Raw genomic sequence first — 24,651 nt, 5'->3', positions numbered from 1 at the left:
TGACTCTTTGCAAAATGAAGCGACCAGCATAACGGAAGCACCGCCGTTTATGAAAGATTAATGGAAGCTTCCGGCAAGGCGGTGTATGTTGGCGTTTTTGCCCCTTATGATGACCAATGAACAAGATCGTTTTTGTGGAAGACGACCCGGAAGTGGGTGCGCTGATTGCTGCCTACCTTGGCAAGCACGACATTGACGTTATGCTAGAGACGCGTGGCGATCGCGCCGAAGAGACCATCCTGCGTGAAAATCCTGAGCTGGTGCTGCTCGATATTATGCTCCCCGGCAAGGATGGTATGACGCTCTGCCGCGATCTGCGCGGCCAGTGGCAAGGCCCTATAGTGCTCCTGACCTCCCTCGATAGCGATATGAACCATATCCTCTCTCTTGAGATGGGAGCCAGCGACTACATCCTGAAAACCACCCCGCCCGCCGTGCTGCTGGCACGCCTGCGCCTCCATCTGCGCCAGAGTACCGGCGCCACGCGCCCCGCTGCCACAACGCTAACGCCACACAACGCGCTACGCTTTGGCACTTTGTCTATCGATCCCGTCAACCGCCAGGTACTGTTAGCCAACGAGCCGGTGGCTCTCTCCACCGCCGACTTTGACCTGCTCTGGGAGCTGGCAACCCACGCCGGGCAGATCATGGACCGCGATGCGCTGCTGAAAAACCTGCGCGGTGTGAGCTACGACGGGCTGGATCGCAGCGTTGACGTTGCTATCTCCCGCCTGCGCAAAAAGCTGCTGGATAGCGCCACCGAGCCATACCGGATCAAAACCGTGCGTAACAAGGGCTACCTGTTTGCCCCGCATGCATGGGATAACCCGCAATGAAAAAGCTGTTCGTTCAGTTCTACCTGCTGCTGTTTGTCTGCTTTCTGGTGATGACCATGCTGGTCGGCCTGGTGTACAAATTCACCGCTGAACGCGCAGGCAGACAGTCGCTGGACGACCTGATGAAAAGCTCCCTCTATCTGATGCGCAGCGAGCTGCGGGAGATCCCGCCTCATGAGTGGAGCAAAACCCTGAAGGAGATGGATCTCAACCTCTCTTTCGATATGCGTATCGAGCCGCTGACTAAGTTTCACCTCAGCGCCGCCACCACCCAGCGTCTGCGCGAGGGGGACATTGTGGCGCTGGACGAGGAGTATACGTTTATCCAGCGCATTCCCCGCAGCCACTACGTGCTGGCGGTAGGGCCAATTCCCTATCTCTTCTATCTGCATGAGATGCGCCTGTTTGACATCCTGCTGATGGTTTTTATTGCCATCTCTCTCGCCTTTCCGGTCTTTATCTGGATGCGCCCCCACTGGCAGGAGATGCTGCGGCTGGAGTCCGCCGCCCAGCGATTTGGTAACGGCCACCTGAACGAGCGGATCCATTTTGCCAACGGTTCGAGCTTCGAACGCCTCGGCGTCGCCTTCAACCAGATGGCGGATAACATTAACGCTCTGATTGCCAGTAAGAAGCAGCTTATCGACGGGATTGCCCACGAGCTGCGCACCCCGCTGGTACGTCTGCGCTATCGGCTGGAGATGAGCGATAATCTCATGGAAGCCGAGCGGCTGGCGCTCAACCGCGACATCGGCCAGCTTGAGGCGCTGATCGAGGAGCTGCTCACTTACGCCCGTCTCGATCGCCCGCAAAACGAGCTGCATCTCTCTGAACCGGATCTGCCCCGCTGGGTAGCGAGCTACGTCGATGATGTGACCACTATCAACCCTGGCCGTACGCTGACGCTGGCGGCCAGCGCTGAAGCAGACTATGGCGCGCTGGATATGCGACTGATGGCGCGCGTGCTTGATAACCTGGTGAATAATGCCCTGCGCTACAGCGAAAGCACCGTGCAGATTGCACTTCGACATGACGGCACCCGGGCCAGCCTGATTGTTGAAGATGATGGCCCAGGCATTGAGCCGGATGCACGGGAGCGTATATTTGAACCCTTTGTGCGGCTCGACCCAAGCCGAGACCGGGCCACTGGCGGCTGCGGTCTGGGGCTGGCGATTGTGCATTCTATCGCGCAGGCCATGAATGGAGAGGTGGTTTGCGACGCCGGAGAGTTAGGTGGCGCACGGTTTACCTTTAGCTGGCCCGTGTGCTATTCGATCTAAACATTGTCTCCTGTGTTTATGTAGCCCGCAGGAAGCGCCACCCGACATGAGCCAGTCATAATGCCGGATGGCGGCTAACGCCTTATCCGGCCTACAAGGCTTGTTAGCACGGTGGCCTAAATGTAGGAAGTGTGTTACTCTTTTAGTATGTTGTAACTAATGAGATTACTTATGGCCAGCTACGACCTGATTGAGCGTTTAACCACTACCTTCCGCCAGATTGAGCGCGAGCTTGCGGAGCTAAAGGGCGAGCTTGGAGAGTGTCGGCTGCTGGCCGGACGCGTATTTGAGCTGCCGGAGGTGACCAAAGAGGCCGAGCATGCACCGCTGACCACCATTCAGGTCAAACAGCATGTGGGCAAACGCGCCGGCGAGCGCGCCCTGCACCACTTCTCTCACCTTTTCATCCAGCAGCAGTCGGAAAATCGCAGCAGTAAGGCGGCGGTTCGCCTGCCGGGGGTGGTCTGCTACCAGACCACTCTGGCAACGCGCGACAGCCTCGAGGCGCGCATTGGGCTGATTAACAGCCTGAAAACGACTTTTGAGCAGATTGTTACCGTCGAATCTGGCCTGCCCTCCGCGGCCCGCTTTGACTGGGTACACCACCATCTGCCGGGTCTGATCACCCTGAATGCCTATCGAACGCTGACCGCCCTGCGCGATCCGGCGACGCTGCGCTTTGGTTGGGCCAACAAGCATATCATCAAGAATTTCACCCGCGATGAGGTGCTGGCCCAGTTGGAGAAGAGTTTAAAAGCGCCGCGAGCGGTGGGAGGCTGGACGCGGGAGCAGTGGCAGGCCCGGCTGGAGCAGGAGTATAACGATATCGCCGCCCTGCCGCAGAAGGCCCGGCTGAAGATCAAGCGGCCGGTGAAGGTGCAGCCCATTGCCCGGGTCTGGTACGCCGGCTCGCAAAAGCAGGTGCAGCACGCCTGTCCAACGCCCATTATTGCGCTGATCGCTGAGGAGAGCGGTGGCCGGGTGCCGGACATCGGCGAGCTGTTGAACTATGATGCCGACAACGTCCAGCACCGCTATAAGCCGGAGGCGCAGCCGCTGACGTTAATCATTCCCCGGCTGCACCTCTACGTTGCCAACTAGCGGGTCACTCGCTGCCGGATGGCAGGCTGCCGACCATGGTTTCCGGGCGCACCCAGGTATCAAACTGCTCCTCGGTCAGGTAGCCCAGCGCCAGCGCCGAGGCTTTTAGCGTCAGCCCCTCTTTGTGCGCCTTCTTGGCGATTTCGGCGGCCTTGTCGTAGCCAATGTGGGTATTCAGGGCCGTTACCAGCATCAGCGACTCGTTGAGGAGCTGATCGATACGCGTCCTGTTTGGCTCGATGCCGATGGCGCAGTGCTCGTTGAAGCTTTCCATCCCGTCTGCCAGCAGGCGCACCGATTGCAGGAAGTTATGGATAACCATTGGGCGGAAGACGTTCAGCTCGAAGTTACCCGACGCGCCCCCCATATTGATGGCTACGTCGTTGCCCATCACCTGACAGCAGAGCATGGTCAGGGCCTCGCACTGGGTCGGGTTGACCTTGCCCGGCATGATGGAGCTTCCCGGTTCGTTTTCCGGAATAGTAACCTCACCAATGCCGCAGCGCGGGCCAGAAGCCAGCCAGCGTACATCGTTAGCAATCTTCATCAGCGACGCCGCCAGCCCCTTCAGCGCGCCGTGGGCATGCACCAGCGCATCGCAGGTTGCCAGCGCCTCGAACTTGTTCGGCGCGGTGACAAACCCCTGGCCGGTGATAGCCGCCAGCTCATCGGCCACGCGATGGGCATATTCCGGATGGGTATTCAGCCCGGTCCCTACTGCTGTGCCGCCGAGGGCCAGCTCCGACAGATGCGGCAGGCTATTTTCGATATGCTTCAGGTTATGCTCCAGCATCGCCACCCAGCCGGAGATCTCCTGGCCCAGCGTCAGAGGCGTCGCATCCTGCAGATGGGTACGGCCGATTTTGACGATATCGGCATAGGCGCGGGATTTTTCCCCCAGGGTGCGGGTCAGCTCCAGCAGAGAGGGGATCAGATCCTCCCGCACGGCGATAACCGACGCCACGTGCATGGCGGTCGGAAAGACGTCGTTAGAGCTTTGGCTTTTGTTAACGTCGTCGTTGGGGTGCACCTTACGCGCCATCCCACGTTCGCCGCCTAACAGCTCGCTGGCGCGGTTCGCCAGCACCTCGTTCATGTTCATGTTGCTTTGGGTGCCAGAGCCAGTCTGCCAGATCGCCAGCGGAAACTCGTCCGGATGGTCGCCGTTGAGCACCTCATCTGCTGCGCTGATGATGGCCTGCGCTTTCTCAGTAGCCAGCAGGCCCAGATCCTGGTTAACTTTTGCCGCTGCCCGCTTGGTTAAGGCCAGCGCACGGAGTAGCGAGACCGGCATTTTCTCGGTCGAGATACGAAAATGCTCGAGCGATCGCTGGGTTTGCGCGCCCCATAGCTTGTCTGCCGGGACGTCGATTGCGCCCATCGAATCTTTCTCACTGCGATGCGAAGTCATATACGCTCCTTGAATACGTTGCGATGTGGGTTACAGCACTGCTCACCTGCCCAAAGAGTTATAAGTATTGATGATTTTCCAGCGCCAGCGGCAAAAAAAACCGCCCGGTTGGGCGGTCTCAAGTTACTTCACGCAGCGGGCACAGGCCGAGGCGTGGATCTGCTGGAAGAAGTCGTTGCCCTTATCATCCACCAGGATAAAGGCCGGGAAATCAACCACTTCAATTTTCCAGATGGCTTCCATCCCCAGCTCCGGGTACTCGACGCACTCCAGGCTGCGGATGCTCCCCTGGGCCAATACCGCCGCCGGGCCGCCAATGCTGCCGAGATAGAAACCGCCGTGCTTGTGGCAGGCATCGGTCACCTGCTGGCTGCGGTTGCCTTTCGCCAGCATGATCATACTCCCGCCCTCAGACTGAAGCTGATCGACATAGGAGTCCATCCGTCCTGCCGTGGTCGGCCCAAGGGAGCCGGAGGCGTAGCCTTCAGGGGTTTTCGCCGGTCCGGCGTAGTAGATCGGGTGATCTTTAACGTACTGCGGCAGCCCTTCACCACGATCCATGCGCTCTTTCAGCTTAGCGTGAGCGATGTCGCGGGCTACGATAATGGTGCCGCTCAGCGACAGACGGGTCGACACCGGGTACTGAGAGAGCTGCTGTAAGATGTCACGCATCGGCCGGTTGAGATCGATGCGTACCGCTTCACCCTCGCCCGCCTGGCGCAGCGACTCAGGAATGTATTTTCCCGGATTCTGCTCCAGCTTCTCAATCCAGATCCCGTCGCGGTTAATTTTGGCTTTGATATTGCGATCCGCCGAGCAGGAGACGCCCATGCCTACCGGGCAGGATGCCCCGTGGCGCGGCAGACGGATCACCCGCACGTCGTGCGCGAAGTATTTGCCGCCGAACTGCGCCCCGAGACCGAGATCCTGCGCGGCACGCAGCAGCTCGTTCTCCAGGGCTACGTCGCGGAACGCCTGGCCGTGTTCGTTACCTTCGGTGGGTAGGCCATCGTAGTACTTGGTTGAGGCCAGCTTGACGGTCTTCAGAGTGGCTTCCGCTGATGTTCCGCCGATGACAAAGGCAATATGGTAAGGCGGACACGCCGCCGTTCCCAGGGTGCGCATCTTGTCGACCAGGTAATCCTTCAGCTTGCCCGGCGTCAGCAGCGCCTTGGTCTCCTGGTAGAGATAGGTCTTATTGGCCGAACCGCCGCCTTTGGCAATGCAGAGAAACTTATACTCGTCACCGTCGACGCTGTAGAGATCGATCTGCGCCGGCAGGTTGGTGCCGGTGTTGACCTCGCGGTACATATCCAGCGCTGCGTTCTGCGAGTAGCGCAGGTTATCTTCGATATAGGTGTTATAGACCCCACGCGCCAGCGCCGCTTCATCGCTGCCGCCGGTCCACACTCGCTGGCCCTTCTTGCCGCTGATAATGGCCGTGCCGGTATCCTGGCAGGTTGGCAGAATGCCCTTCGCGGCAATATCAGAGTTGCGTAAAAATTGCAGCGCCACGTAGCGATCGTTCTCGCTGGCTTCCGGATCGGCGAGGATATCCGCCACCTGCTGCTGGTGCGCCGGACGCAGCATAAACGACGCGTCGTGGAAGGCCTGCTGCGCCAGCAGGGTCAGTGCCTGGGGTTCAACTTTGAGGATCTCGTGGCCCTCGAACTCCGTTACGGAGACGTGATCACGGGTAAGCAGATAGTATTCGGTATCATCCTTTTTGAGGGGGAAAGGATCCTGATAGTGAAAAGGTTTTGTCGACATTATGCTCTCACTTACTGCCCGGTCTGGTTATTGTCTGGGCAAACGTTCCGTTGCCCTGCTTAAAAGCGAGTCTGCTTATCCTACACAATTTTTTAACAAAAACTGAGATAAGGACGACTTTTTAAGTCAGGTAATTACTTACCATAGGTTTATTGGTTTAATAGCCACATAATCCTCAACGTAATACAGGGCTTGATAATGCAAAAACTCATCAACTCAGTGCAGAACTATGCCTGGGGAAGTAAAAGTGCGTTAACGGAACTCTATGGGATCGCCAACCCCGACCGACTGCCAATGGCAGAGCTGTGGATGGGGGCGCACCCAAAGAGCAGCTCAAAAATCGAGAATGCGTCTGGCCAGCCGCAGTCGCTGCGGGAGATCATTGAACAGGATAAAACGGCTCTGCTGGGCCAGGCGGTAGCGGAGCGCTTCGGTGAGCTGCCCTTCCTGTTTAAGGTGCTGTGCGCCGATCAGCCGCTCTCGATTCAGGTTCACCCGAACAAGCAGGCCTCGGAGATTGGCTTTGCGAAAGAGAACGCGGCGGGTATTCCATTGGATGCGGCCGAGCGCAACTATAAAGATCCTAACCATAAGCCCGAGCTGGTATTTGCCCTCACGCCGTTTCTGGCGATGAATGCCTTTCGTGAATTCAGCGATATCATCTCCCTGCTCCAGCCGGTAGCGGGCGCGCATCAGGCGATAGCCCACTTCCTGGCGCAGCCGGATGCCGACAGCCTAAGCCAGCTCTTTGCCAGCCTGCTCAATATGCAGGGCGAGGAGAAGTCACATGCGCTGGCGGTCCTGAAGGCCACGCTGGCAAGTCAGCAGGGCGAGCCGTGGGAGACCATTCGCTTTATCGCTGAATTCTACCCGGACGACAGCGGCCTCTTCTCGCCGCTGCTGCTTAACGTGATCGCGCTTAATCCGGGCGAAGCGATGTTCCTGTTCGCCGAGACGCCGCATGCCTACCTGAAAGGTGTGGCGCTGGAGGTAATGGCTAACTCCGATAACGTCCTGCGTGCTGGCCTGACGCCGAAATACATCGATATTCCCGAGCTGGTTGCCAACGTTAAGTTTGTGCCGAAGCCCGCGGCCGAACTGCTGACGGTGCCGGAGCAAAACGGCGCGGAGCTGGATTTTCCTATTCCGGTTGCCGACTTTGCTTTCTCTCTGCATGACCTCTCTACTCAGGCATCAACGCTTGTCCAGCAGAGCGCGGCGATCCTCTTCTGCGTCGAGGGCGAGGCCGTGCTGAGCAAAGGCGAACAGCAGCTAGTGCTTAAGCCGGGCGAGTCAGCCTTCGTCAGTGCCGGGGAATCGCCGGTTGAGGCGAGCGGCGTTGGCCGTTTGGCCCGCGTGTACAATAAAGTGAACTAAGTACTGACCTTTTTGTACCTTATTGCTAAGCTTAGCAAGACCTTACGACTCTCCAGGCGGCCTTTTCCGCCTGGTTTCATTTTTAGGGATAATCGCTATGAAGAAAACGCTTGTCGCTGCGGGCATCATTGTTGCACTGGGCGTCGTCTGGACGGGAACCGCCTGGTACACGGGTAAACAGTTGGAAAAACACCTTGCCGACATGGTTGGGCAGGCCAACGCTGAGCTTAAGCGCAATGCGCCAGGCGCAAATCTGGAAGTGGCTTCTCAGAACTACGAGCGTGGCATCTTTAAAAGCCATCTGCAGCTGCTGATCAAACCGGTCGAGGGCGGAGAGAACGCCTGGCTGAAGCCCGGTCAGAGCGTGGTGCTGAACGAGACGGTCGATCACGGCCCGTTCCCCTTTGCCCAGCTTAAATCGTTTAATCTGATCCCGGCCATGGCGTCGGTAAAAACTACGCTGGTTAATAACGATGTCTCTAAACCGCTGTTTGATATGGCCAAAGGCGAGTCGCCGGTTGAGGTCAATACCCGCATCGGCTACGGCGGTGATACCGGCTCCCACATCGCATTTAAGCCGTTGAGCTATGAAAACGAGGGCGAAAAAGTCGCCTTCAGCGGCGGTGAGTTCCAGCTTGATGCCGATAAAGACGGCAACGCTATCTCCCTGAAGGGCGAAGCGCAGAGCGGCCTGGTCAACACCGTTAACGAGTATGGCCAGCATGTGCAGGTTACCTTCAACAATCTGAAAACCGACGGTGACAGCAAGCGCGCGCAGTTTGATGAGCATCTGGGCAACCAGAAGCTGAGCGTTGAGAAGCTGGCCATTGCGGTAGAGAACAAAGAGATCGCGGTGATGGAAGGCACGGACCTGGCCATCAAAAACGATCTCGTCAACGACGGTAAAAACATCAACAGCCAGATTGACTACTCGGTCAACAGCCTGAAGATTCAGAGCCAGGATATGGGTAGCGGCAAGCTGACGATGAAGATTGGTCAGATTGACGGCCAGGCGTGGCATCAGTTCCGCCAGCAGTACAATGCGCAAAATCAGGCCCTGCTCTCTCAGCCTGAAGTGATGAAAGATCCGAACCTGTATCAGCAAAAGTCCACCGAAGCATTCTTCGGTGCGCTGCCTCTGCTGTTGAAGGGCGAGCCGGTGATCACTGTCGCCCCGCTGAGCTGGAAAAACAGCAAAGGCGAGACGACGTTTAACCTGTCGCTGTTCATGAAGGATCCGGCGGCGACGCCCGCTGCCCCTGCACCACAAACTCTGGCGCAGGAGGTCGATCGCAGCGTGAAGTCGCTGGAGAGTAAGCTGACTATCCCAATGGATATGGCAACCGAGTTTATGACTCAGGTAGCTAAGCTACAGGGCTACCAGCAGGCGGATGCTGAAAAGCTGGCAAACCAGCAGGTGAAAGGCCTGGCGGCGATGGGCCAGATGTTCCGCATCACTACGGTAGCGGATAACGCCATTAGCACCAGCCTGCAGTACGCTAACGGCCAGGTCAATCTCAACGGGCAGAAGATGAGCCTCGACGAGTTTGTCGGCATGTTTGGAATGCCTGAGCTGGGCGTTCCTCAGGTTGAACCTGCTCCTGTTCCGCAGGCGGCACCGGAAGCGACACCGCCGGCGGCTGTGCCTCAGTAGTAATTTCCCAGCCCCTCTCCGGAGGGGCTATTTTTTGGCGATGAGTCGGGCCTTGAGGGTCTGGCTGCGGGCAAGGCTATCTTCCTTCGCAATACGCTGCATGATCCGCTCCGCCAGGGTATAGCCCATCTCCCTTGCAGGCGTCGTTACCCAGATAATCGGCAGTTCATCCAGCGCGCTCTCAGTGACATCCGCAAAGGCGGCCAGAGTCACCTGCTGCTCAAAGTAGCTATCCATCCCTGCCTCACCGCTCTGTCGTCCCGCCCGCAGCAAACCAAACCAGGCCCCACGGGCAATAACATCGTTGTAACAGACTACCGCGCTGATGGTGGGATTACGCCGTAGCAGCGCGGCAACGGCTTCCGCGCTCTGCTTCTGACTGGTATCGCACTCAACGACCCATTCGCTGTGAAAGGGTAAACCATATTTCAGCAGGGTGGCGCAGTAGCCGCCTACTCTCTCCGCCCGCGTTAGCGAGGCGCTGTTACCCCCTAGCCAGGCAATACGCTGATGGCCACGCTGAATCAGATACTCGGTGAGCATCTGAGCCGCCTGCATGTTATCCGGCCTGACGCAGTCGGCATCGTCAAGGTAGCTGGCGCGAGAGGCAAACACGAGCGGGATCCCCTGCTCGGCAGCACATGCCTGCAGCTCCCCGCTTACCCCTGCGCCACCGGCGATTACGACGCCGTCCACCCCCTGTGCCAGCAGGGTGTTAAAGCGCTGGAGAAGTTGCTCGCCGCCGTCGCCACCGTGCAGGAGAAACACCATCCGCCCCTGGGCTTCAAGCGCCTCCGTAAGTCCTGCCGTGAGTTCGGCATAAAACGGTGAAGAGAGGTTGCGGACGATCAGGCCAATCACCCCGCTCTGCCCGCCACGCAAGGCGGACGCCTGGCGGTTACGTACAAAGCCCAGTCGCTCGATTGTCTGGTTCACACGCTCGCCGGTTGCCGTAGAGATACGGCCTTTACCGCTAAGCACCAGCGAAACGGTGCTAACGGAAACCCCGGCCGCGACGGCCACATCGTTAATGGTTATTTTTTTTGGCGTCATCATAAAAAAGCGAATCCCTGGTACTGGCGTAGATAAAACGATTTATCTATATGACATATTTATACACCGAGTTATCACTCAGCATTGTGATTTGTAGCGCATAAAATTTAGGTAAAACGTTTTATCTTTCTCGCACAACAACCTCATCTGCATCTCTTTTCGACAAGGAGTCGTTTATGACGACGAAAACCGTTCAGAAAATTACGCTGTGGGAATTTTTCCAGCAGTTGGGCAAAACCTTTATGCTGCCCGTCGCGCTGCTCTCCTTTTGCGGGATCATGTTAGGCATCGGCAGCTCGCTCAGCAGCCGTGACGTCATGACCCTGATCCCCGTATTGGGCAATCCGGTCCTGCAAGCTGTCTTTATCTGGATGAGCAAGATTGGCTCCTTCGCCTTTAGTTTTCTGCCGGTGATGTTCTGCATCGCCATTCCGCTGGGGCTGGCGCGTGAGAATAAAGGCATTGCCGCCTTTGCCGGCTTCGTTGGCTATGCGGTGATGAATCTGGCCGTTAACTTCTGGCTAACGGCAAAAGGGATCCTGCCCACCACCGATGCGGCGCTGCTGAAGGCTTACAATATTCAGAACGTGCTCGGGATCCAGTCTATTGATACCGGGATCCTCGGCGCGGTCATCGCCGGGGTGATTGTCTGGCTGCTGCATGAACGCTTCCACACCATCAGGCTGCCCGACGCGCTCGCGTTCTTTGGCGGCACCCGCTTCGTTCCTATTGTTACCACCGTGGCGATGGGGCTGATCGGTCTGGTGATCCCACTTATCTGGCCCGTCTTCGCCATGGGGATCCGTGGCCTGGGGCAGATCATAAACAGCGCCGGTGATTTTGGGCCGATGATCTTCGGCACCGGCGAACGCCTGCTGCTGCCGTTTGGCTTGCAGCATATTCTGGTGGCCCTGATCCGCTTCACGGACGCAGGCGGCACCCAGGAGGTCTGCGGCCACACCGTTAGCGGCGCGCTGACCATCTTCCAGGCCCAGCTGAGCTGTCCGACCACACAAGGTTTTTCAGAGAGCGCGACGCGTTTTCTCTCGCAGGGAAAAATGCCCGCTTTCCTGGGCGGTCTGCCCGGCGCAGCGCTGGCAATGTACCACTGTGCTCGTCCGGAGAACCGTCATAAGATCAAGGGTCTGTTAATTTCCGGCCTGATTGCCTGTGTGGTCGGCGGCACCACGGAGCCGTTAGAGTTTCTGTTCCTGTTTGTCGCCCCGGTACTCTACCTTATTCACGCCCTGCTCACCGGTCTCGGCTTCACGGTGATGGCGGTGCTGGGCGTCACCATCGGCAACACCGACGGCAACGTGATTGATTTTGTCGTATTTGGCATCCTGCACGGTCTGGCGACCAAGTGGTATCTCGTGCCGGTGATCGCCGCCGTCTGGTTTGCGGTGTACTACCTCATCTTCCGCTTCGCGATCCTGCACTTTAATCTGAAAACGCCGGGCCGCGATATTGAAACGGCCAGCGCCGTCGAAAAGACGATGGCAGGCGCGCTGGGACGTTCAGGCTATAACGTCCCGGCGATCCTCGCTGCGCTAGGAGGAAGTGAAAATATTGTCACCCTCGATAACTGCATCACCCGCCTGCGTCTCTCGGTTAACGATATGTCTCGCGTTAATGTGCAGGCCCTTAAGGACAATCGCGCCATCGGCGTCGTGCAGCTTAACCAGCATAACTTACAGGTGGTGATTGGCCCCCAGGTACAGTCGGTGAAAGATGAGATGGAAGCCCTGATGAACTCGGTGCAGGCGTAAAGGATAAGGCTATGTTTGATTTTTCAACGGCGATCGACCGGCATGGAACATGGTGTACGCAGTGGGACTATGTGGCGGATCGCTTTGGCGTGGCCGACCTGCTGCCGTTCACCATCTCGGATATGGATTTCGCTACCGCCCCCTGCATTATTGACGCCATCCAGCAGCGACTGGCACATGGCGTGCTGGGCTACAGCCGCTGGAAGAATGAGGATTTCCTTGGCGCGGTCTGCCACTGGTACGAAACCCGCTTTGCCACAGAGATCGAGCCCGAGACCATCGTTTACGGTCCGTCGGTTATCTACATGGCTTCCGAGCTTATCCGTCAGTGGTCTGCGCCGGGAGATGCCGTGGTCATTCACACTCCGGCCTACGATGCGTTTTACAAAGCAATTGAGGGTAACCAGCGCCGCGTCCTGAGCGTGCCGCTGGAGAAAACCGCTACCGGCTGGGGGTGCAATTTGGCTGTCCTGGAGGCCATGCTCTCCCTGCCGCAGACTAAAATCCTGCTGCTGTGCAGCCCGCATAATCCGACAGGGAAAGTGTGGACGCGTACAGAGCTGGAGGCGATGTCTGCGCTTTGTGAACGTCATGGCGTCAGGGTGATTAGCGACGAGATCCATATGGATATGGTCTGGGGCGAGGCAAAGCATATTCCCTGGTGCCAGGTGGGTCGAGGCGAGTGGGCGTTGCTCACCTCCGGATCGAAAAGCTTTAACATTCCGGCTCTGACCGGGGCGTATGGGATAATCAGCAACGCTCAACGCCGGGAAGAGTATCTCGCTGCGCTCAAGGGCCGGGACGGGCTCTCCTCCCCGGCGGTGCTTTCGCTCTGCGCGCATATCGCCGCCTACCGCGAGGGCGCACCGTGGCTGGATGCGCTGCGCAACTATCTGCAAGGTAATATGGCGACCATCGCCAGCCAGCTGAATCAGGCGTTTCCTCAGCTTCGTTGGCAGCCGCCTGACGCGAGCTATCTGGCATGGATCGATCTGCGGCCGCTTAATCTCGACGACCATGCGTTGCAGGATGTGCTTATCCACCAGCAGAAAGTGGCGATTATGCCCGGTTATACGTATGGCCCCGAAGGGAACGGGTTTGTCCGGCTGAATGCGGGCTGCCCAAGGGAGAAGCTGGATCAGGGGATCGAGAGATTGATTTCCGGGATCAAGGCCTTATGTTGATCGCCGCAAGGCAAGGTCACATTAGGCTAACGAGGCCTGCACAGTGTCAGAAGCGGACATTAAGTAAGGGCAAAGCCGGGTACCTCTATCCAGGGTGAAACAAGACAGATTTCTCTAAACCATATAAAATGCTATTTCTTTATGACATGCGCTGGCAAATGTAACCCAATAAATTATAAGGAATTTTAAACCATGAAGGTTCTTGAAAGCGGCATCCGTGATATCGAGGAAGGAAAAAACTGTATAGTTGTCGCGCCAGTAAATATTTATGAATGTAAGCTAGGCGATGATGTTTTCATTGGCCCCTTTGTTGAGATACAAAAAGGATGTGTTATTGGTAACCGAACCCGCGTCCAGTCCCATACATTTATCTGTGAAAACGTAACGACAGGTGAAGACTGTTTTATCGGGCATGGCGTTAATTTTGCCAATGACCTGTTCAAAACGGGAGGTCCTGACTCCACTGCGAACAACTGGCTCCATATTACTTTAGGTAATAATGTTACCGTGGGGAGCGGAGCAACGATTCTGACAACAGAAATCTGCAGTGGGGCAATTATCGGTGCAGGCAGTGTTGTGACAAAACCTCTGAAAATTAAGGGAATATATGCCGGTAACCCAGCCAGACTATTAAGGGAGCTTTGACAAACCTCTTTAATCTAAGGTCAACGTTGCCTGTTAACTATAGTTTGCCTCTGTTTTTAGTTAATACCTGAAAAATATCTTTATCGCTATATCACAAAATAACAGAGGCTGAGGGTCAGGAGGTTAGCTTCAGGTCTTTCAAAAGTAATGCCAGCGATTCTATTGGTCCGGAATGTCGATTATCTGAACGGACTTCATCCCAGAGCATGGCGTCATCAGCGCAGAAGTCTCCTGCACACTGCATTGCATGATCTTCATCAAGTAAACCAACTGGGATCCAGACATACGGAGCGTCGCGCAGAGGATTTGGTACAGTCGAACCGCATCCATTACAAAAATCTGTACGGTAGCCCGTTGGCTTAGACCATGAAACAACACAATTACCTCCTTTAATCCACCGAAAATCTGTGTCTTTCACCAATGTAGCAAGGTTATAACCTACCCCGCTCTGCTTTCTGCAAAGCGAGCAATGGCAACGATAAAACAGTGTTGGCCTTTCTGAGAGTTCAAATACTACCTTTCCACACAAACATGAGCCATTCATTTTAAAACCATCCAGATTCAGTTTCAGAAGTTGTATAAAACAATAACATCTTTAACAACAATCAATAAGCGCGTTTACCGGGAACGATGCAAAGCAGCCAGGGTACTGGTAACATTGCCGCAGAAGGTCCATCTGATAAGCAAAGGTAAAATGTCCGCATGGTAAAAACTCATTTAAGAACCGCGCTTGCTGTGGCGTGTTTACTGGCTGCCGGGAATACCTTTGCCGTCACGCTCTATACATTTGACTGTCCGGGCAGGGAAAATATCGTTCTGGAGAAGGCCCCTTACCGGCTGAATACACTGGGATGGGACGATGAATTCTACGTGGGAACAGGCGTCAAAAAAGTCAGGCTTGAGGACGGAACGTCTCTTCGTATGATGAAGTTTGCTAATGGTGATCGGCTCATCTATGGCAACGAATTTCGGGATGTCTATATGATTTACGCCACCACGAGCAAAATCAGAGCCTGCAGCATGCAGTCCTATGACGAAATCGAACCGACAGATCTTCCGTATGTGAAACGGCAGTCGTCGGCGACGGGTTAAGTCAGCAATTCCGGTAAGACATGATGACTCAGATAGCCGGGATTACAGACCCGGAAACGAAGACGATTAAAGGGAGTCATCATCCTCATCACCAGACCGGCGGAAAGAGCCTGCTGATTCACACGACCAAAGCAATCGAAAGGGTTACGACGTAAATGTTTTTTTCTGTACCGGGCCTGACGCTGGAAGACTGGGTGAACTGACGGCAAAACGAACGCTGCAGTGAGTAATGTCCGCTTTATGCCAGAAGCGGACGTTATCAGGTTTATATAGTATTCGTTCACGGGAAACAGAACATCAATGCTTGCCGGAGAGACAGATAGGTTATAATCTTATGATATTTCTAAGTTTTATAGTTAGTTTTCCTAAGGTTTTTTGAGAGGCCTGTGAGTGAGTATTACTTTATCATTAGATGACCTTGGTTCACGCATTTGCATCATGGGGCCATCAAATAGCGGTAAATCCACATTGGCAAAAGCTATAGCTTCTAAAACGGCTTTACCTTTAATCCATCTTGATCAATTGCACCATCTGCCTGGAACAAAATGGATCCCTCGTGAACCAGAAGATTTTTATCGGTTGCATGCAGAAGCAGTATGTGCAGAAAGATGGGTAATGGATGGTAATTACACTAAGTGCATATCTTCCCGACTTGAACGTGCCACAGGACTGATATTGCTTGATGTGCCAGTGTTGACAGCATTGCAGCGCTATATACGCCGATGTTATTCGTCAAAACCCAGAATTGGCGGACTCGATACCCGAAGGGAGAACGTAACATTGGAAATGCTTAAATACATTGTGCATATTGCGCCTAAAAATCACCTCCGGCACAGGAAAATTTTCGAGCAGATAACCATTCCCAAGCTGATGTTGACATTACCTTGTGATATCAACGCCTGCTATCAAAGCTGGGATCTAAATCAGGATTTCAAAAAAAGTTAATAGTCACCCGATAAGATCCAATCAATCGTCAGAAGCTGTAGCTCACTTAGCGCTCATGGATGTCAGCATATCTGCTTCTCGCTCAAAGCGGACCCCGGCTTGCACCTGTCCCTGTTTTCAGATACTGGACTGAACAGCCATAAGCGTCCTTTTTCGAATCCATCCACTGCCTGCTCGTATTGCCAGCCAGTAGGCGGTCATTTTTAACTTAGTAGCTCTATCCGGACAATAAATAAACGTTTCAGTTCGCAGTTCATGTTGCCCTTGTTTAATTTCTGTCACCCGGTAGCGAAGTAAAAGCTTTGCGCTGCCCGCCGCAACTGGCGCCATATAAGCGTCAGTATCTGGTACATTTTCCAGGCCGAAATCTGCCCGCCAGAATTGTCCACGCAAGCCGTAGCAGAGCTCGGACGCTGATTTTTGCAGAAGAGTAAAACTGTTCAGCCCAAAGCGGTTGACCGCCTGGGGTTGTTTATTGCGCAGAATTTTTTGCGGAAGTTGTCGTACAGACATCAATAGTCGGATGACGGCATCCTGCTGAATGTCGAATTCTGCTACTAACGGCAGGATCCTTTCAGACGAGTACGTTTTAATGACGACTTGGTGTTGTTCATAAAACTGAAATTGTGGCAAAAACACGGGGGTATCCTGCCATTGAGCAAGCGTTTTACTGGTTACGAATCCTGGGTTCAGCATGTTATCTCCTTGTTACCTTTTAAGCCCAGCCACTAGTCAGAATAACAAATGCCTCGCAGCAGACAATAACGCGCATAAAATCTTATGGTTTCAGGAAGTAATTACATTAGAAATTCCTGATACCGATCATCGAGTAAACAAACCTTGCATATATCTGCCAGTCAGCAAAAGCGAACCTGCAGAGTAAGTGGAAGAGTGTTATAACGTCTCTTCCTAACGACCCGATCTCAGGATAGCGAATAAACATGTGTCAATCGCCAAGGACAATCTGGAGCCGTGGTTCGGTAGCAAGTACTGCTCACGTCATACAGTGCGAGCGCCTCCTTACACGTCATATTACCGTTGATGAAACGCTGCTGGTCATGGTTATTCAGGGACAAAAAAACATTGAATGGCAAGGCCGCAATATTTCGCTGACTGCCGGTGAAGCCGTGCTTGTCAGTGCCGGGTGTACTTTCGATGTCACAAATATTCCCCTCTCCAGCCACATACCATTTGAGGCTGAATGGCTTAGCTTTCCCACATTAAAACTCTGTGAACCCGTTGATACACTACACCCTGAAATGCCGCGCGTACTTCGCGGGGTGAGCTGTGCCTTTCAGCAGGCTTTCTGCCATACGATTGCAGCCATTAAAAACGTGGCGGACATTCCTGAAAACGTGGCCATTAAACGCGTGGAAGAGATGCGCGAGTGGTTGGAGAGTGTTGGCTTAGCGTTACGTCCCAGCGTTAAGGAGATGTTGTGCCAGCGAGTCAGAAAGCTCGTAGCCACTAATCTCCTTAACCCCTGGACAGTCCAGGAGGTTGCCTGTCACTTTGCCATGTCAGAGGCGACATTTCGTCGCAGGCTTCATGCAGAGAATACCACCTTCAGGCATCTCGTCACCGAGGCGAGAATGTGTCATGCCTTAACCCTTTTACAGGTTACCGACCAGACGGTGTCCCGAATAGCGCTGGACGTCGGTTACGAGAACGCGTCGAAGTTTACAGCCCGCTTCCGCGCCCGTTTTGGCTTTAATCCAGGCCAGTTTCGTGCTCAGGAAGTTCAGGCTGGGTCAACTGTTTATGCCTGACAGATTACCGGCCCTGCGTTACCTCCAGCCGGGCGGTTGCAAGCGTATTCATGTTGGCGATATAACCAACCAGAGCGGGAGTGGCGTTCGCCGTGACATCAGGCAGCGCTGCAACTTTCAGAGCCTTCAGGGTAATAATATAGTGGTGTGTCTGGCCTGCGGGCGGACACGGACCGCCATATCCAGGAACGCCAAAGTCGGTACGACTTTGAAAGGCGGGAGGTGGTAACCCTTTGTTATCCGGAGCTATGCCGCCAGCAAGAGACGTGCTGGTCGCCGGTATATTAACCACCTCCCAGTGTACCCACCCGTGTCCCGTTGGCGCGTCTTGATCAAAGATTTCCAGCATAAAACTTTTCGTGTCCGCAGGTGCACCTTCCCATTTCAGGGCGGGGGAATGATTATCCCCTGTGCATCCCAGCCCGAAAGCAGCGCTGCTTAAGTGGCCATTTCCAAAGTGGCCCTGTTTAATTTCCGGGCTGGTCAGCCTGAAGCCACTATCGGCCTTTGCCGCGCCGCTCAGGGTTACTAAAATACCGACCGCGATGATACTTTTTGCTAAATTCATATAATGATCCAATCAAAACGAGACAGATGTTTATCTTAACCATCGCCTTCTATTGGATGCGCTCCCGATCCGGTCATGTTCCAATCCAAACCGCTCAATCATCGTGAAGCATAAGTTCTGCGGGCATAAGCAAAGCATTGCGTACGGGAAATTTTCTTTGTGCAATATAGCTTTCCGTAGCGTTTTATTTTTATAATGCTCTGCACTTCATCTAAAAAAGAGTGCAACCATGATTGACGCTAACCTACCTTTGACCGACATTCATCGCCATCTTGATGGCAACATCCGGGCGCAAACCATCCTTGACCTTGGCCGTGAGTTTTCTCTTGCCCTGCCCGCCGACTCGCTTGAATCGCTGCGCCCGCACGTACAGGTGACCGCTAACGAACCGGATCTGGTGAGCTTTCTGGCGAAGCTGGACTGGGGCGTCAAGGTGCTGGCCTCGCTGGACGCCTGCCGCCGCGTGGCGTTTGAGAACATGGAAGATGCCGCACGTAACGGGCTGCACTATGTCGAGCTGCGTTTCTCCCCCCGCTATATGGCGATGACCCACGGCCTGCCGGTCGCGGGCGTGGTTGAGGCGGTGATCGAGGGCGTGCGTCAGGGTAGCGAGGCGTTTAACGTTCAGGCGCGACTGATTGGTATTCTGAGCCGCACCTTTGGTGAATCCGCCTGCGTCGAAGAGCTGGATGCGCTGCTGGCCCACCGCGATGCCATCACCGGACTGGATCTGGCCGGTGATGAGCTGGGCTTCCCCGGCAGCCTGTTCCTGACTCACTTCAACCGTGGCCGCGATGCGGGCTGGCACATTACCGTTCACGCGGGTGAAGCCGCCGGGCCGGAGAGCATCTGGCAGGCGATCCGCGAGCTGGGTGCGGAGCGTATCGGTCACGGGGTTAAGGCCATTGAGGATCGGGCATTGATGGATTTCCTCGCCGAGCAGCGCATCGGCATTGAGTCCTGCCTGACCTCTAACATCCAGACCAGCACCGTTGCCTCGCTGGACGCGCATCCGCTGAAAGCCTTCCTCGAGCACGGCATTCTGGCCACCATCAATACCGACGATCCAGCGGTTCAGGGGGTGGATATTGTTCATGAGTATAACGTGGCGGCCCCGCAGGCAGGCCTGAGCCAGGCGCAGATCCGCCAGGCGCAAATCAACGGCCTCGAGGTGGCTTTCCTCAGTGCGGCAGAGAAGCTGGCGTTGAGGGATAGCCTGCGCACCGCGTAAATAGAATGCCGCCCGGTCGGGCGGCACATTAATTACGTCCGGCCTCGTTACGCCAGGCACAGGGTCGAGCGGTGCTTCGCCGACTCCATACCTAACTCAATCAGCTCCATGATCTGAATCGCCTGGCTGGCGGGCACCGGGTTTTCGCCTACGCCGTTTAACGCATCGCGAATACCGGCATAATAGGCTGGATAGTTCCCCGGCACGGTGAGCCAGCTCTCCTCAACCACCTCTTCACCGTGTACGCGGGTTAATACGCCGTCGCGCATATCATAGCCCCAATCCTCCTGCGGCAGGCGCTCGCCGTTTTTCAGCCGCTCCTCCTGCGGATCGAGTCCGTATTTCACGTAGCTGCCGCGGGTGCCGTGCACGATATAGCGGGCCGACTCCGCCGCCGCCAGCAGTGTGCCGTGAAGCACTACCCGGCGCTGGGGATAGCTTAACACCGCGTGGAAGTAGTCCGTTGCCTGTGCCCCTGGACGCAGCTGGGCCAGATCGACAGTGATGCTCACCGGCAGGCCGAACAGGTTCACCGCCTGGTCGAGGAGATGCGGTCCCAGATCGTACCAGATGCCGCTTCCCGGCCCGGCCAGCTCGCGCCAGCGGTTGCGCACCTGGGGACGAAAACGATCGAAATGCGACTCAAAATAGGTGATTTCGCCCAACGCCCCATCGGCAAGCAGCGCTTTCAGGGTCAGGAAATCGCTGTCCCAGCGGCGATTATGGAATACCGAGAGCACGCGGCCCAGGCTGCGAGCCAACGCGTCCAGCTCGCGCGCCTGTGACAGTGTCACGGTGAAAGGCTTATCTACCACGACGTGCTTGCCCGCCTCCAGCGCTGCTTTCGCCAGCGGGAAGTGGGTATCGTTGGGCGTCGGGATAACAATCAGGTCGAGACTGGGATCGTTGAAAAGATGCTTAGGCTCTGAGACCACCGGGACCGCAGGCCAGTCTGCCTTAACTTTCGCCTCATCGCTGCTGGAGATGGCGGCCAGCTCCATACCCGACGTGCCGTCAATCAGCGGAGCGTGAAATGTCTTGCTGGCGTAGCCGTAGCCGATTAATCCGACCCGAATTTTATCGTTCATATGCTGCCTCTCGTCAGTGCGCGGGGATATTTCTATCCTCAACAAAGTTGTCACAATAATATGCAGTTTATAACTTATCTAAAACATCCTGTAGCGCAGTTTAACGTTCCAATTGCGAATAGGCTGAAAATATGGTTTGTTACTTGCTGAGGCTTTTTTGTGCCGATACTATGCCATTTCTATATACAGGGAGAAATAGAAAAGTATGTCCGGGATAATGAATCGAATCATTGAATTAGCTGGGTGGATCGTGCTGGGCGTGAGCGCCATACTGCTGGGTGTTGCCAGCCACATTGACAACTACCAGCCGCCGGAACCTGCCGCTACCGTTCAGGCAAAATAGCGCTTACCCGCGTTATTATTAAACGCTTGCCGTTACGGGGATTTGTCGCCACGTGCGGTAGGGAATAGCGCGGGTAGCATTCGCTGTATAATGCTTTATACTCTCGCCCTGCAAAAGTGAGTTAACCATGCCAGGGGAGAAGATAATATGACCGCAACGCCTGCTGAACGCATTGGAGGCTGGTTGCTCGCTCCGCTTGCCTGGCTGCTGGTCTCCTTGTTGGGTACGCTGATTGTGGTGGTACGCTTTATCACCGTGCTGCTCACGCCTGAGATTATTGCCGTGCTGAATGCCCAAAGCGCCGGAGATAAAACGCTGTGGTACGCCTCGTTTATCTTTGCTGTCGCCATGGGCGGCTATACCCTGTGGCTAACCGTTGCTTTCTTTAAGCGCCGCCGGCGGGTGCCAAAGCACTATATTATCTGGCTGCTAATCTCAATTCTACTGGCGCTGAAAGCCTTTGCGTTCTCACCGGTTTCGGACACTCTGGCGCTGCGCCAGCTGCTGTTTCCTTTACTGGCTGCCGCCCTGATCGTCCCCTATTTCAAACGATCGCAGCGGGTAAAGAAGACCTTCGTTAACCCGTAATTAACCCTATACGTTGTACTGTTGTCGCCCGGATCGATTTATCCGATAATAGGCGGCTACTCTTTTTCAGGCTGAATAATGACTGATTATCTGTTGCTGTTTGTCGGAACCGTACTGGTTAATAACTTTGTGCTGGTTAAGTTCCTCGGTCTCTGCCCGTTTATGGGGGTCTCCAAAAAGCTGGAGACGGCCATGGGGATGGGGCTGGCGACCACCTTTGTCCTCACGCTGGCCTCTATCTGCGCATGGCTGATCGACACTTTTGTCCTTATTCCGCTGGATCTTATCTACCTGCGCACCTTGGCCTTTATTCTGGTTATCGCCGTGGTGGTGCAGTTCACCGAGATGGTGGTGCGTAAAACCAGCCCGGCGCTCTATCGCCTGCTGGGGATCTTCCTGCCGCTCATCACCACCAACTGTGCGGTACTGGGCGTGGCGCTGCTGAACATTAACCTCGGGCATAACTTTTTACAGTCGGCGCTGTACGGTTTTTCCGCTGCCGTCGGCTTCTCGCTGGTCATGGTCCTGTTTGCCGCTATTCGCGAACGTCTGGCGGTGGCGGATGTACCAGCACCGTTCCGCGGTAACGCCATCGCGCTGATTACTGCGGGTTTGATGTCTCTGGCCTTTATGGGCTTTAGTGGTCTGGTGAAGCTGTAATGACTGCAATCTGGATAGCCATCGCTGCCCTGAGCGTGCTCGGGCTGATCTTTGGCCTGATTCTCGGCTATGCCTCGCGCCGTTTTGCGGTAGAGGACGATCCGGTCGTCGAAAAAATTGATAACCTGCTGCCGCAAAGCCAGTGTGGCCAGTGCGGCTACCCTGGCTGTCGCCCCTATGCCGAAGCCGTGGGCAGCCAGGGCGAGAAGATCAACCGCTGTGCCCCAGGTGGCGAAGCGGTAATGCTTAAAATTGCCACGCTGTTAAACGTCGATCCGCAGCCGGTTGGTGACGATGCCGAGGCCGCAGAGCCGGTACGTATGCTGGCGGTGATTGACGAACCCAACTGCATTGGCTGTACCAAGTGCATTCAGGCCTGCCCGGTTGACGCCATCGTCGGCGCAACCCGCGCCATGCATACGGTCATCAGCGATCTCTGCACTGGCTGTAACCTCTGTGTTGCCCCGTGCCCGACGCAGTGTATCGACCTGCGTCCCGTTGCGACAACAACCGAAAGCTGGAAATGGGATCTGCAAACCATTCCGGTGCGCATTATTCCTGTGGAACAACATGCTTAAGCTATTCTCCGCATTTAAAAAAGACAAGATCTGGGATTTCAACGGCGGCATCCATCCGCCGGAGATGAAAACCCAGTCAAACGGTACGCCGCTGCGCCAGCTGCCGCTGGCCAGCCGTTTCGTCATTCCTCTTAAGCAGCACATCGGCGCTGAGGGCGAGCTGTGCGTGGCCGTGGGCGATCGCGTCCTGCGCGGCCAGCCGCTGACGCGTGGCCGTGGCCGCATGCTGCCGGTTCATGCTCCCACCTCGGGTACGGTGGTGGCGATTGCCCCCCACTCTACTGCCCACCCGTCGGCGCTGGCCGAGCTGAGCGTGATTATTGATGCTGACGGTGAAGACCGCTGGATCGAGCGCGACGGCTGGAGCGACTATCGCTCGCGTACGCGCGCCGAGCTGATTGAGCGCATCCACCAGTACGGCGTAGCGGGTCTTGGCGGCGCAGGTTTCCCAACCGGCAATAAACTGCAGGGCGGCGGGGATAAAATTGAAACGCTGATTATCAACGCCGCAGAGTGCGAGCCTTATATTACCGCCGACGATCGCCTGATGCAGGACTGCGCCGCGCAGATTATTGAAGGCATTCGTATCCTTGCGCATATTCTTCAGCCGCGTCAGGTGATGATCGGCATTGAAGATAACAAGCCACAGGCCATCTCAATGCTGCGGGCGGTGCTGGCGAATGCGCACGATATCGTGCTGCGCGTGATCCCGACCAAGTATCCCTCCGGCGGCGCCAAGCAGCTGACGCAGATCCTCACAGGCAAGCAGGTTCCGCACGGCGGCCGTTCGTCAGACATCGGCGTGCTGATGCAAAACGTCGGGACCGCCTTTGCCGTTAAGCGTGCGGTCGTTGATGGCGAACCTCTGACCGAGCGCGTAGTGACCCTGACCGGCGAGGCTGTGGCGCAGCCGGGTAACGTCTGGGCGCGCCTGGGCACCCCGGTGCGCCACCTGCTTGATGCAGCCGGTTTCTGCTCCTCCGGCGAGCAGCTGGTCATTATGGGCGGGCCACTGATGGGCTTTACCCTGCCGTGGCTTGACGTGCCGGTGGTAAAAATTACCAACTGCCTGCTCGCCCCGTCGGCGAGCGAGATGGGCGAGACGCAGGAAGAGAAAGGCTGTATCCGTTGCAGCGCCTGTGCCGATGCCTGCCCGGCGGATCTGCTGCCGCAGCAGCTTTACTGGTTCAGCAAAGGCCAGCAGCACGATAAAGCTACCGCGCATAACCTCGCGGACTGTATCGAGTGCGGAGCCTGCGCCTGGGTCTGTCCGAGTAATATTCCGCTGGTGCAGTATTTCCGCCAGGAGAAGGCCGAGATCTACGCCATCGCCCAGGAAGAGAAACGCGCCGCCGAGGCGAAAATTCGTTTTGAAGCGCGTCAGGCGCGCCTGGAGCGGGATAAAGCGGCGCGTCTTGAGCGTCATAAAAAGTCTGCTGCCCAGCCAGCCGCTAAAGATAAAGATGCGGTGAATGCCGCTCTGGCCCGCGTACGTGAAAAACAGCAGCGCGCCACCCAGCCGGTGGTGGTCCAGGCCGGTGCCGAACCGGATAACAGCGCGGTCATTGCTGCTCGCGAAGCCCGCAAGGCCGAAGCCCGAGCCCGTCAGGCCGAAAAAGCCCCGCAGCCTGTTGTAGATACGGCAGCTGAGCCAGTCGATCCGCGTAAAGCCGCCGTTGAGGCCGCTATTGCGCGGGCGAAAGCACGTA

General features: G+C 55.8%; 24 protein-coding genes. 17 read left to right on the top strand and 7 right to left on the bottom strand.

Going from position 1 to position 24,651, the window contains the following annotated elements:
• Positions 1–116: 116 nt before the first annotated feature.
• From rstA to tus, 3 genes are all read left to right on the top strand, one after another.
• Positions 117–836, top strand: a complete 720-nt coding sequence (gene rstA, locus RTP97_RS17030; RefSeq protein ID WP_312415774.1) for a two-component system response regulator RstA — start codon at positions 117–119, stop codon at positions 834–836.
• Positions 833–2,116 (top strand): two-component system sensor histidine kinase RstB, encoded by a 1,284-nt coding sequence (gene rstB, locus RTP97_RS17025; protein WP_312415772.1) that lies wholly within the window; start codon positions 833–835, stop codon positions 2,114–2,116. Before rstA ends, rstB begins: the two co-directional genes overlap by 4 nt.
• 171 nt (positions 2,117–2,287) lie before the next feature.
• Entirely contained in the window at positions 2,288–3,217 is a 930-nt protein-coding gene (tus, locus tag RTP97_RS17020; RefSeq protein WP_312415770.1) for a DNA replication terminus site-binding protein, read from the top strand.
• Positions 3,218–3,221: 4 nt separating this feature from the next.
• Here tus and fumC read toward each other — a convergent pair whose 3' ends face one another.
• Together fumC and fumA are read right to left on the bottom strand one after the other, a co-directional pair.
• Positions 3,222–4,628 (bottom strand): class II fumarate hydratase, encoded by a 1,407-nt coding sequence (gene fumC, locus RTP97_RS17015; RefSeq protein ID WP_312415768.1) that lies wholly within the window; start codon positions 4,626–4,628, stop codon positions 3,222–3,224.
• A 123-nt stretch (positions 4,629–4,751) separates the two neighbouring features.
• A complete protein-coding gene (gene fumA / locus RTP97_RS17010) occupies positions 4,752–6,398 on the bottom strand; it encodes a class I fumarate hydratase FumA (protein ID WP_312415766.1) in 1,647 nt (548 codons plus the stop codon).
• A 198-nt stretch (positions 6,399–6,596) separates the two neighbouring features.
• Between fumA and manA the strand changes: the two genes are divergently transcribed.
• Both manA and RTP97_RS17000 read left to right on the top strand, forming a co-directional pair.
• The gene (manA, locus tag RTP97_RS17005) at positions 6,597–7,775 is read left to right on the top strand and encodes a mannose-6-phosphate isomerase (RefSeq protein WP_312415764.1); all 1,179 of its coding nucleotides are present in this window, start codon (positions 6,597–6,599) and stop codon (positions 7,773–7,775) included.
• Positions 7,776–7,872: 97 nt separating this feature from the next.
• Positions 7,873–9,429 (top strand): YdgA family protein, encoded by a 1,557-nt coding sequence (locus RTP97_RS17000; protein ID WP_312415762.1) that lies wholly within the window; start codon positions 7,873–7,875, stop codon positions 9,427–9,429.
• A 27-nt stretch (positions 9,430–9,456) separates the two neighbouring features.
• Here the strand turns inward: RTP97_RS17000 and RTP97_RS16995 are convergent, their stop codons facing one another.
• Positions 9,457–10,485: a Mal regulon transcriptional regulator MalI gene (locus tag RTP97_RS16995; RefSeq protein WP_312415760.1), complete on the bottom strand. Its 1,029-nt coding sequence runs from the start codon at positions 10,483–10,485 to the stop codon at positions 9,457–9,459.
• Positions 10,486–10,658: 173 nt separating this feature from the next.
• Here RTP97_RS16995 and malX point away from each other — a divergent pair, with 173 nt between their 5' ends.
• The 3 genes from malX (at position 10,659) to RTP97_RS16980 (ending at position 14,080) form a co-directional block, all read left to right on the top strand.
• Positions 10,659–12,251: a maltose/glucose-specific PTS transporter subunit IIBC gene (malX, locus tag RTP97_RS16990; RefSeq protein ID WP_312415758.1), complete on the top strand. Its 1,593-nt coding sequence runs from the start codon at positions 10,659–10,661 to the stop codon at positions 12,249–12,251.
• Between the two features lie 11 nt (positions 12,252–12,262).
• Positions 12,263–13,435, top strand: coding sequence for a MalY/PatB family protein (locus RTP97_RS16985; protein WP_312415756.1), 1,173 nt, complete (start codon positions 12,263–12,265; stop codon positions 13,433–13,435).
• Between the two features lie 192 nt (positions 13,436–13,627).
• The gene (locus RTP97_RS16980; RefSeq protein WP_312415754.1) at positions 13,628–14,080 is read left to right on the top strand and encodes an acyltransferase; all 453 of its coding nucleotides are present in this window, start codon (positions 13,628–13,630) and stop codon (positions 14,078–14,080) included.
• Positions 14,081–14,195: 115 nt separating this feature from the next.
• On the opposite strand, the gene RTP97_RS16975 is transcribed toward RTP97_RS16980, so the two are convergent.
• Positions 14,196–14,624, bottom strand: coding sequence for a GFA family protein (locus tag RTP97_RS16975; RefSeq protein WP_312415752.1), 429 nt, complete (start codon positions 14,622–14,624; stop codon positions 14,196–14,198).
• 158 nt (positions 14,625–14,782) lie between these two features.
• Between RTP97_RS16975 and RTP97_RS16970 the strand changes: the two genes are divergently transcribed.
• The gene (locus RTP97_RS16970; RefSeq protein ID WP_312415750.1) at positions 14,783–15,172 is read left to right on the top strand and encodes a hypothetical protein; all 390 of its coding nucleotides are present in this window, start codon (positions 14,783–14,785) and stop codon (positions 15,170–15,172) included.
• Between the two features lie 390 nt (positions 15,173–15,562).
• The gene (locus tag RTP97_RS16965) at positions 15,563–16,117 is read left to right on the top strand and encodes an AAA family ATPase (RefSeq protein ID WP_312415748.1); all 555 of its coding nucleotides are present in this window, start codon (positions 15,563–15,565) and stop codon (positions 16,115–16,117) included.
• 117 nt (positions 16,118–16,234) lie between these two features.
• Here the strand turns inward: RTP97_RS16965 and RTP97_RS16960 are convergent, their stop codons facing one another.
• Complete coding sequence (locus RTP97_RS16960) at positions 16,235–16,813, bottom strand: hypothetical protein (protein ID WP_312415745.1); 579 nt, start codon at positions 16,811–16,813, stop codon at positions 16,235–16,237.
• A 245-nt stretch (positions 16,814–17,058) separates the two neighbouring features.
• Here RTP97_RS16960 and RTP97_RS16955 point away from each other — a divergent pair, with 245 nt between their 5' ends.
• Entirely contained in the window at positions 17,059–17,886 is an 828-nt protein-coding gene (locus RTP97_RS16955; protein WP_312415743.1) for an AraC family transcriptional regulator, read from the top strand.
• A gap of 4 nt (positions 17,887–17,890) precedes the next feature.
• Here the strand turns inward: RTP97_RS16955 and RTP97_RS16950 are convergent, their stop codons facing one another.
• Complete coding sequence (locus RTP97_RS16950; RefSeq protein ID WP_312415742.1) at positions 17,891–18,454, bottom strand: YbhB/YbcL family Raf kinase inhibitor-like protein; 564 nt, start codon at positions 18,452–18,454, stop codon at positions 17,891–17,893.
• Positions 18,455–18,683: 229 nt separating this feature from the next.
• Here RTP97_RS16950 and add point away from each other — a divergent pair, with 229 nt between their 5' ends.
• Positions 18,684–19,685 carry an adenosine deaminase gene (gene add / locus RTP97_RS16945; protein WP_312415741.1) on the top strand — a complete coding sequence of 334 codons (1,002 nt, stop codon included), beginning with the start codon at positions 18,684–18,686 and terminating at the stop codon, positions 19,683–19,685.
• A 47-nt stretch (positions 19,686–19,732) separates the two neighbouring features.
• On the opposite strand, the gene RTP97_RS16940 is transcribed toward add, so the two are convergent.
• Positions 19,733–20,773 (bottom strand): oxidoreductase, encoded by a 1,041-nt coding sequence (locus tag RTP97_RS16940; RefSeq protein ID WP_312415740.1) that lies wholly within the window; start codon positions 20,771–20,773, stop codon positions 19,733–19,735.
• 217 nt (positions 20,774–20,990) lie between these two features.
• On the opposite strand from RTP97_RS16940, the gene blr reads away from it, so the two are divergent.
• From blr to rsxC, 5 genes are all read left to right on the top strand, one after another.
• Positions 20,991–21,116 carry a division septum protein Blr gene (gene blr / locus RTP97_RS16935; RefSeq protein WP_312213580.1) on the top strand — a complete coding sequence of 42 codons (126 nt, stop codon included), beginning with the start codon at positions 20,991–20,993 and terminating at the stop codon, positions 21,114–21,116.
• Positions 21,117–21,263: 147 nt separating this feature from the next.
• The gene (locus RTP97_RS16930) at positions 21,264–21,704 is read left to right on the top strand and encodes a DUF2569 domain-containing protein (protein WP_312415738.1); all 441 of its coding nucleotides are present in this window, start codon (positions 21,264–21,266) and stop codon (positions 21,702–21,704) included.
• A 78-nt stretch (positions 21,705–21,782) separates the two neighbouring features.
• Entirely contained in the window at positions 21,783–22,364 is a 582-nt protein-coding gene (gene rsxA / locus RTP97_RS16925) for an electron transport complex subunit RsxA (RefSeq protein ID WP_042393740.1), read from the top strand.
• Entirely contained in the window at positions 22,364–22,942 is a 579-nt protein-coding gene (gene rsxB, locus RTP97_RS16920) for an electron transport complex subunit RsxB (protein WP_312415736.1), read from the top strand. Before rsxA ends, rsxB begins: the two co-directional genes overlap by 1 nt.
• On the top strand, positions 22,935–24,651 hold a 1,717-nt coding region (rsxC, locus tag RTP97_RS16915), incomplete at its 3' end, for an electron transport complex subunit RsxC (protein ID WP_312415734.1). The genes rsxB and rsxC, both read left to right, overlap by 8 nt.

It is taken from the genome of Pseudescherichia sp., assembly GCF_031998825.1.
In the GTDB taxonomy this organism is placed as follows: Bacteria; Pseudomonadota; Gammaproteobacteria; order Enterobacterales; family Enterobacteriaceae; genus Pseudescherichia.
The sequence above is the reverse complement of the archived record's forward strand: the minus strand, read 5'-3'. Positions and strand labels throughout refer to the sequence as shown.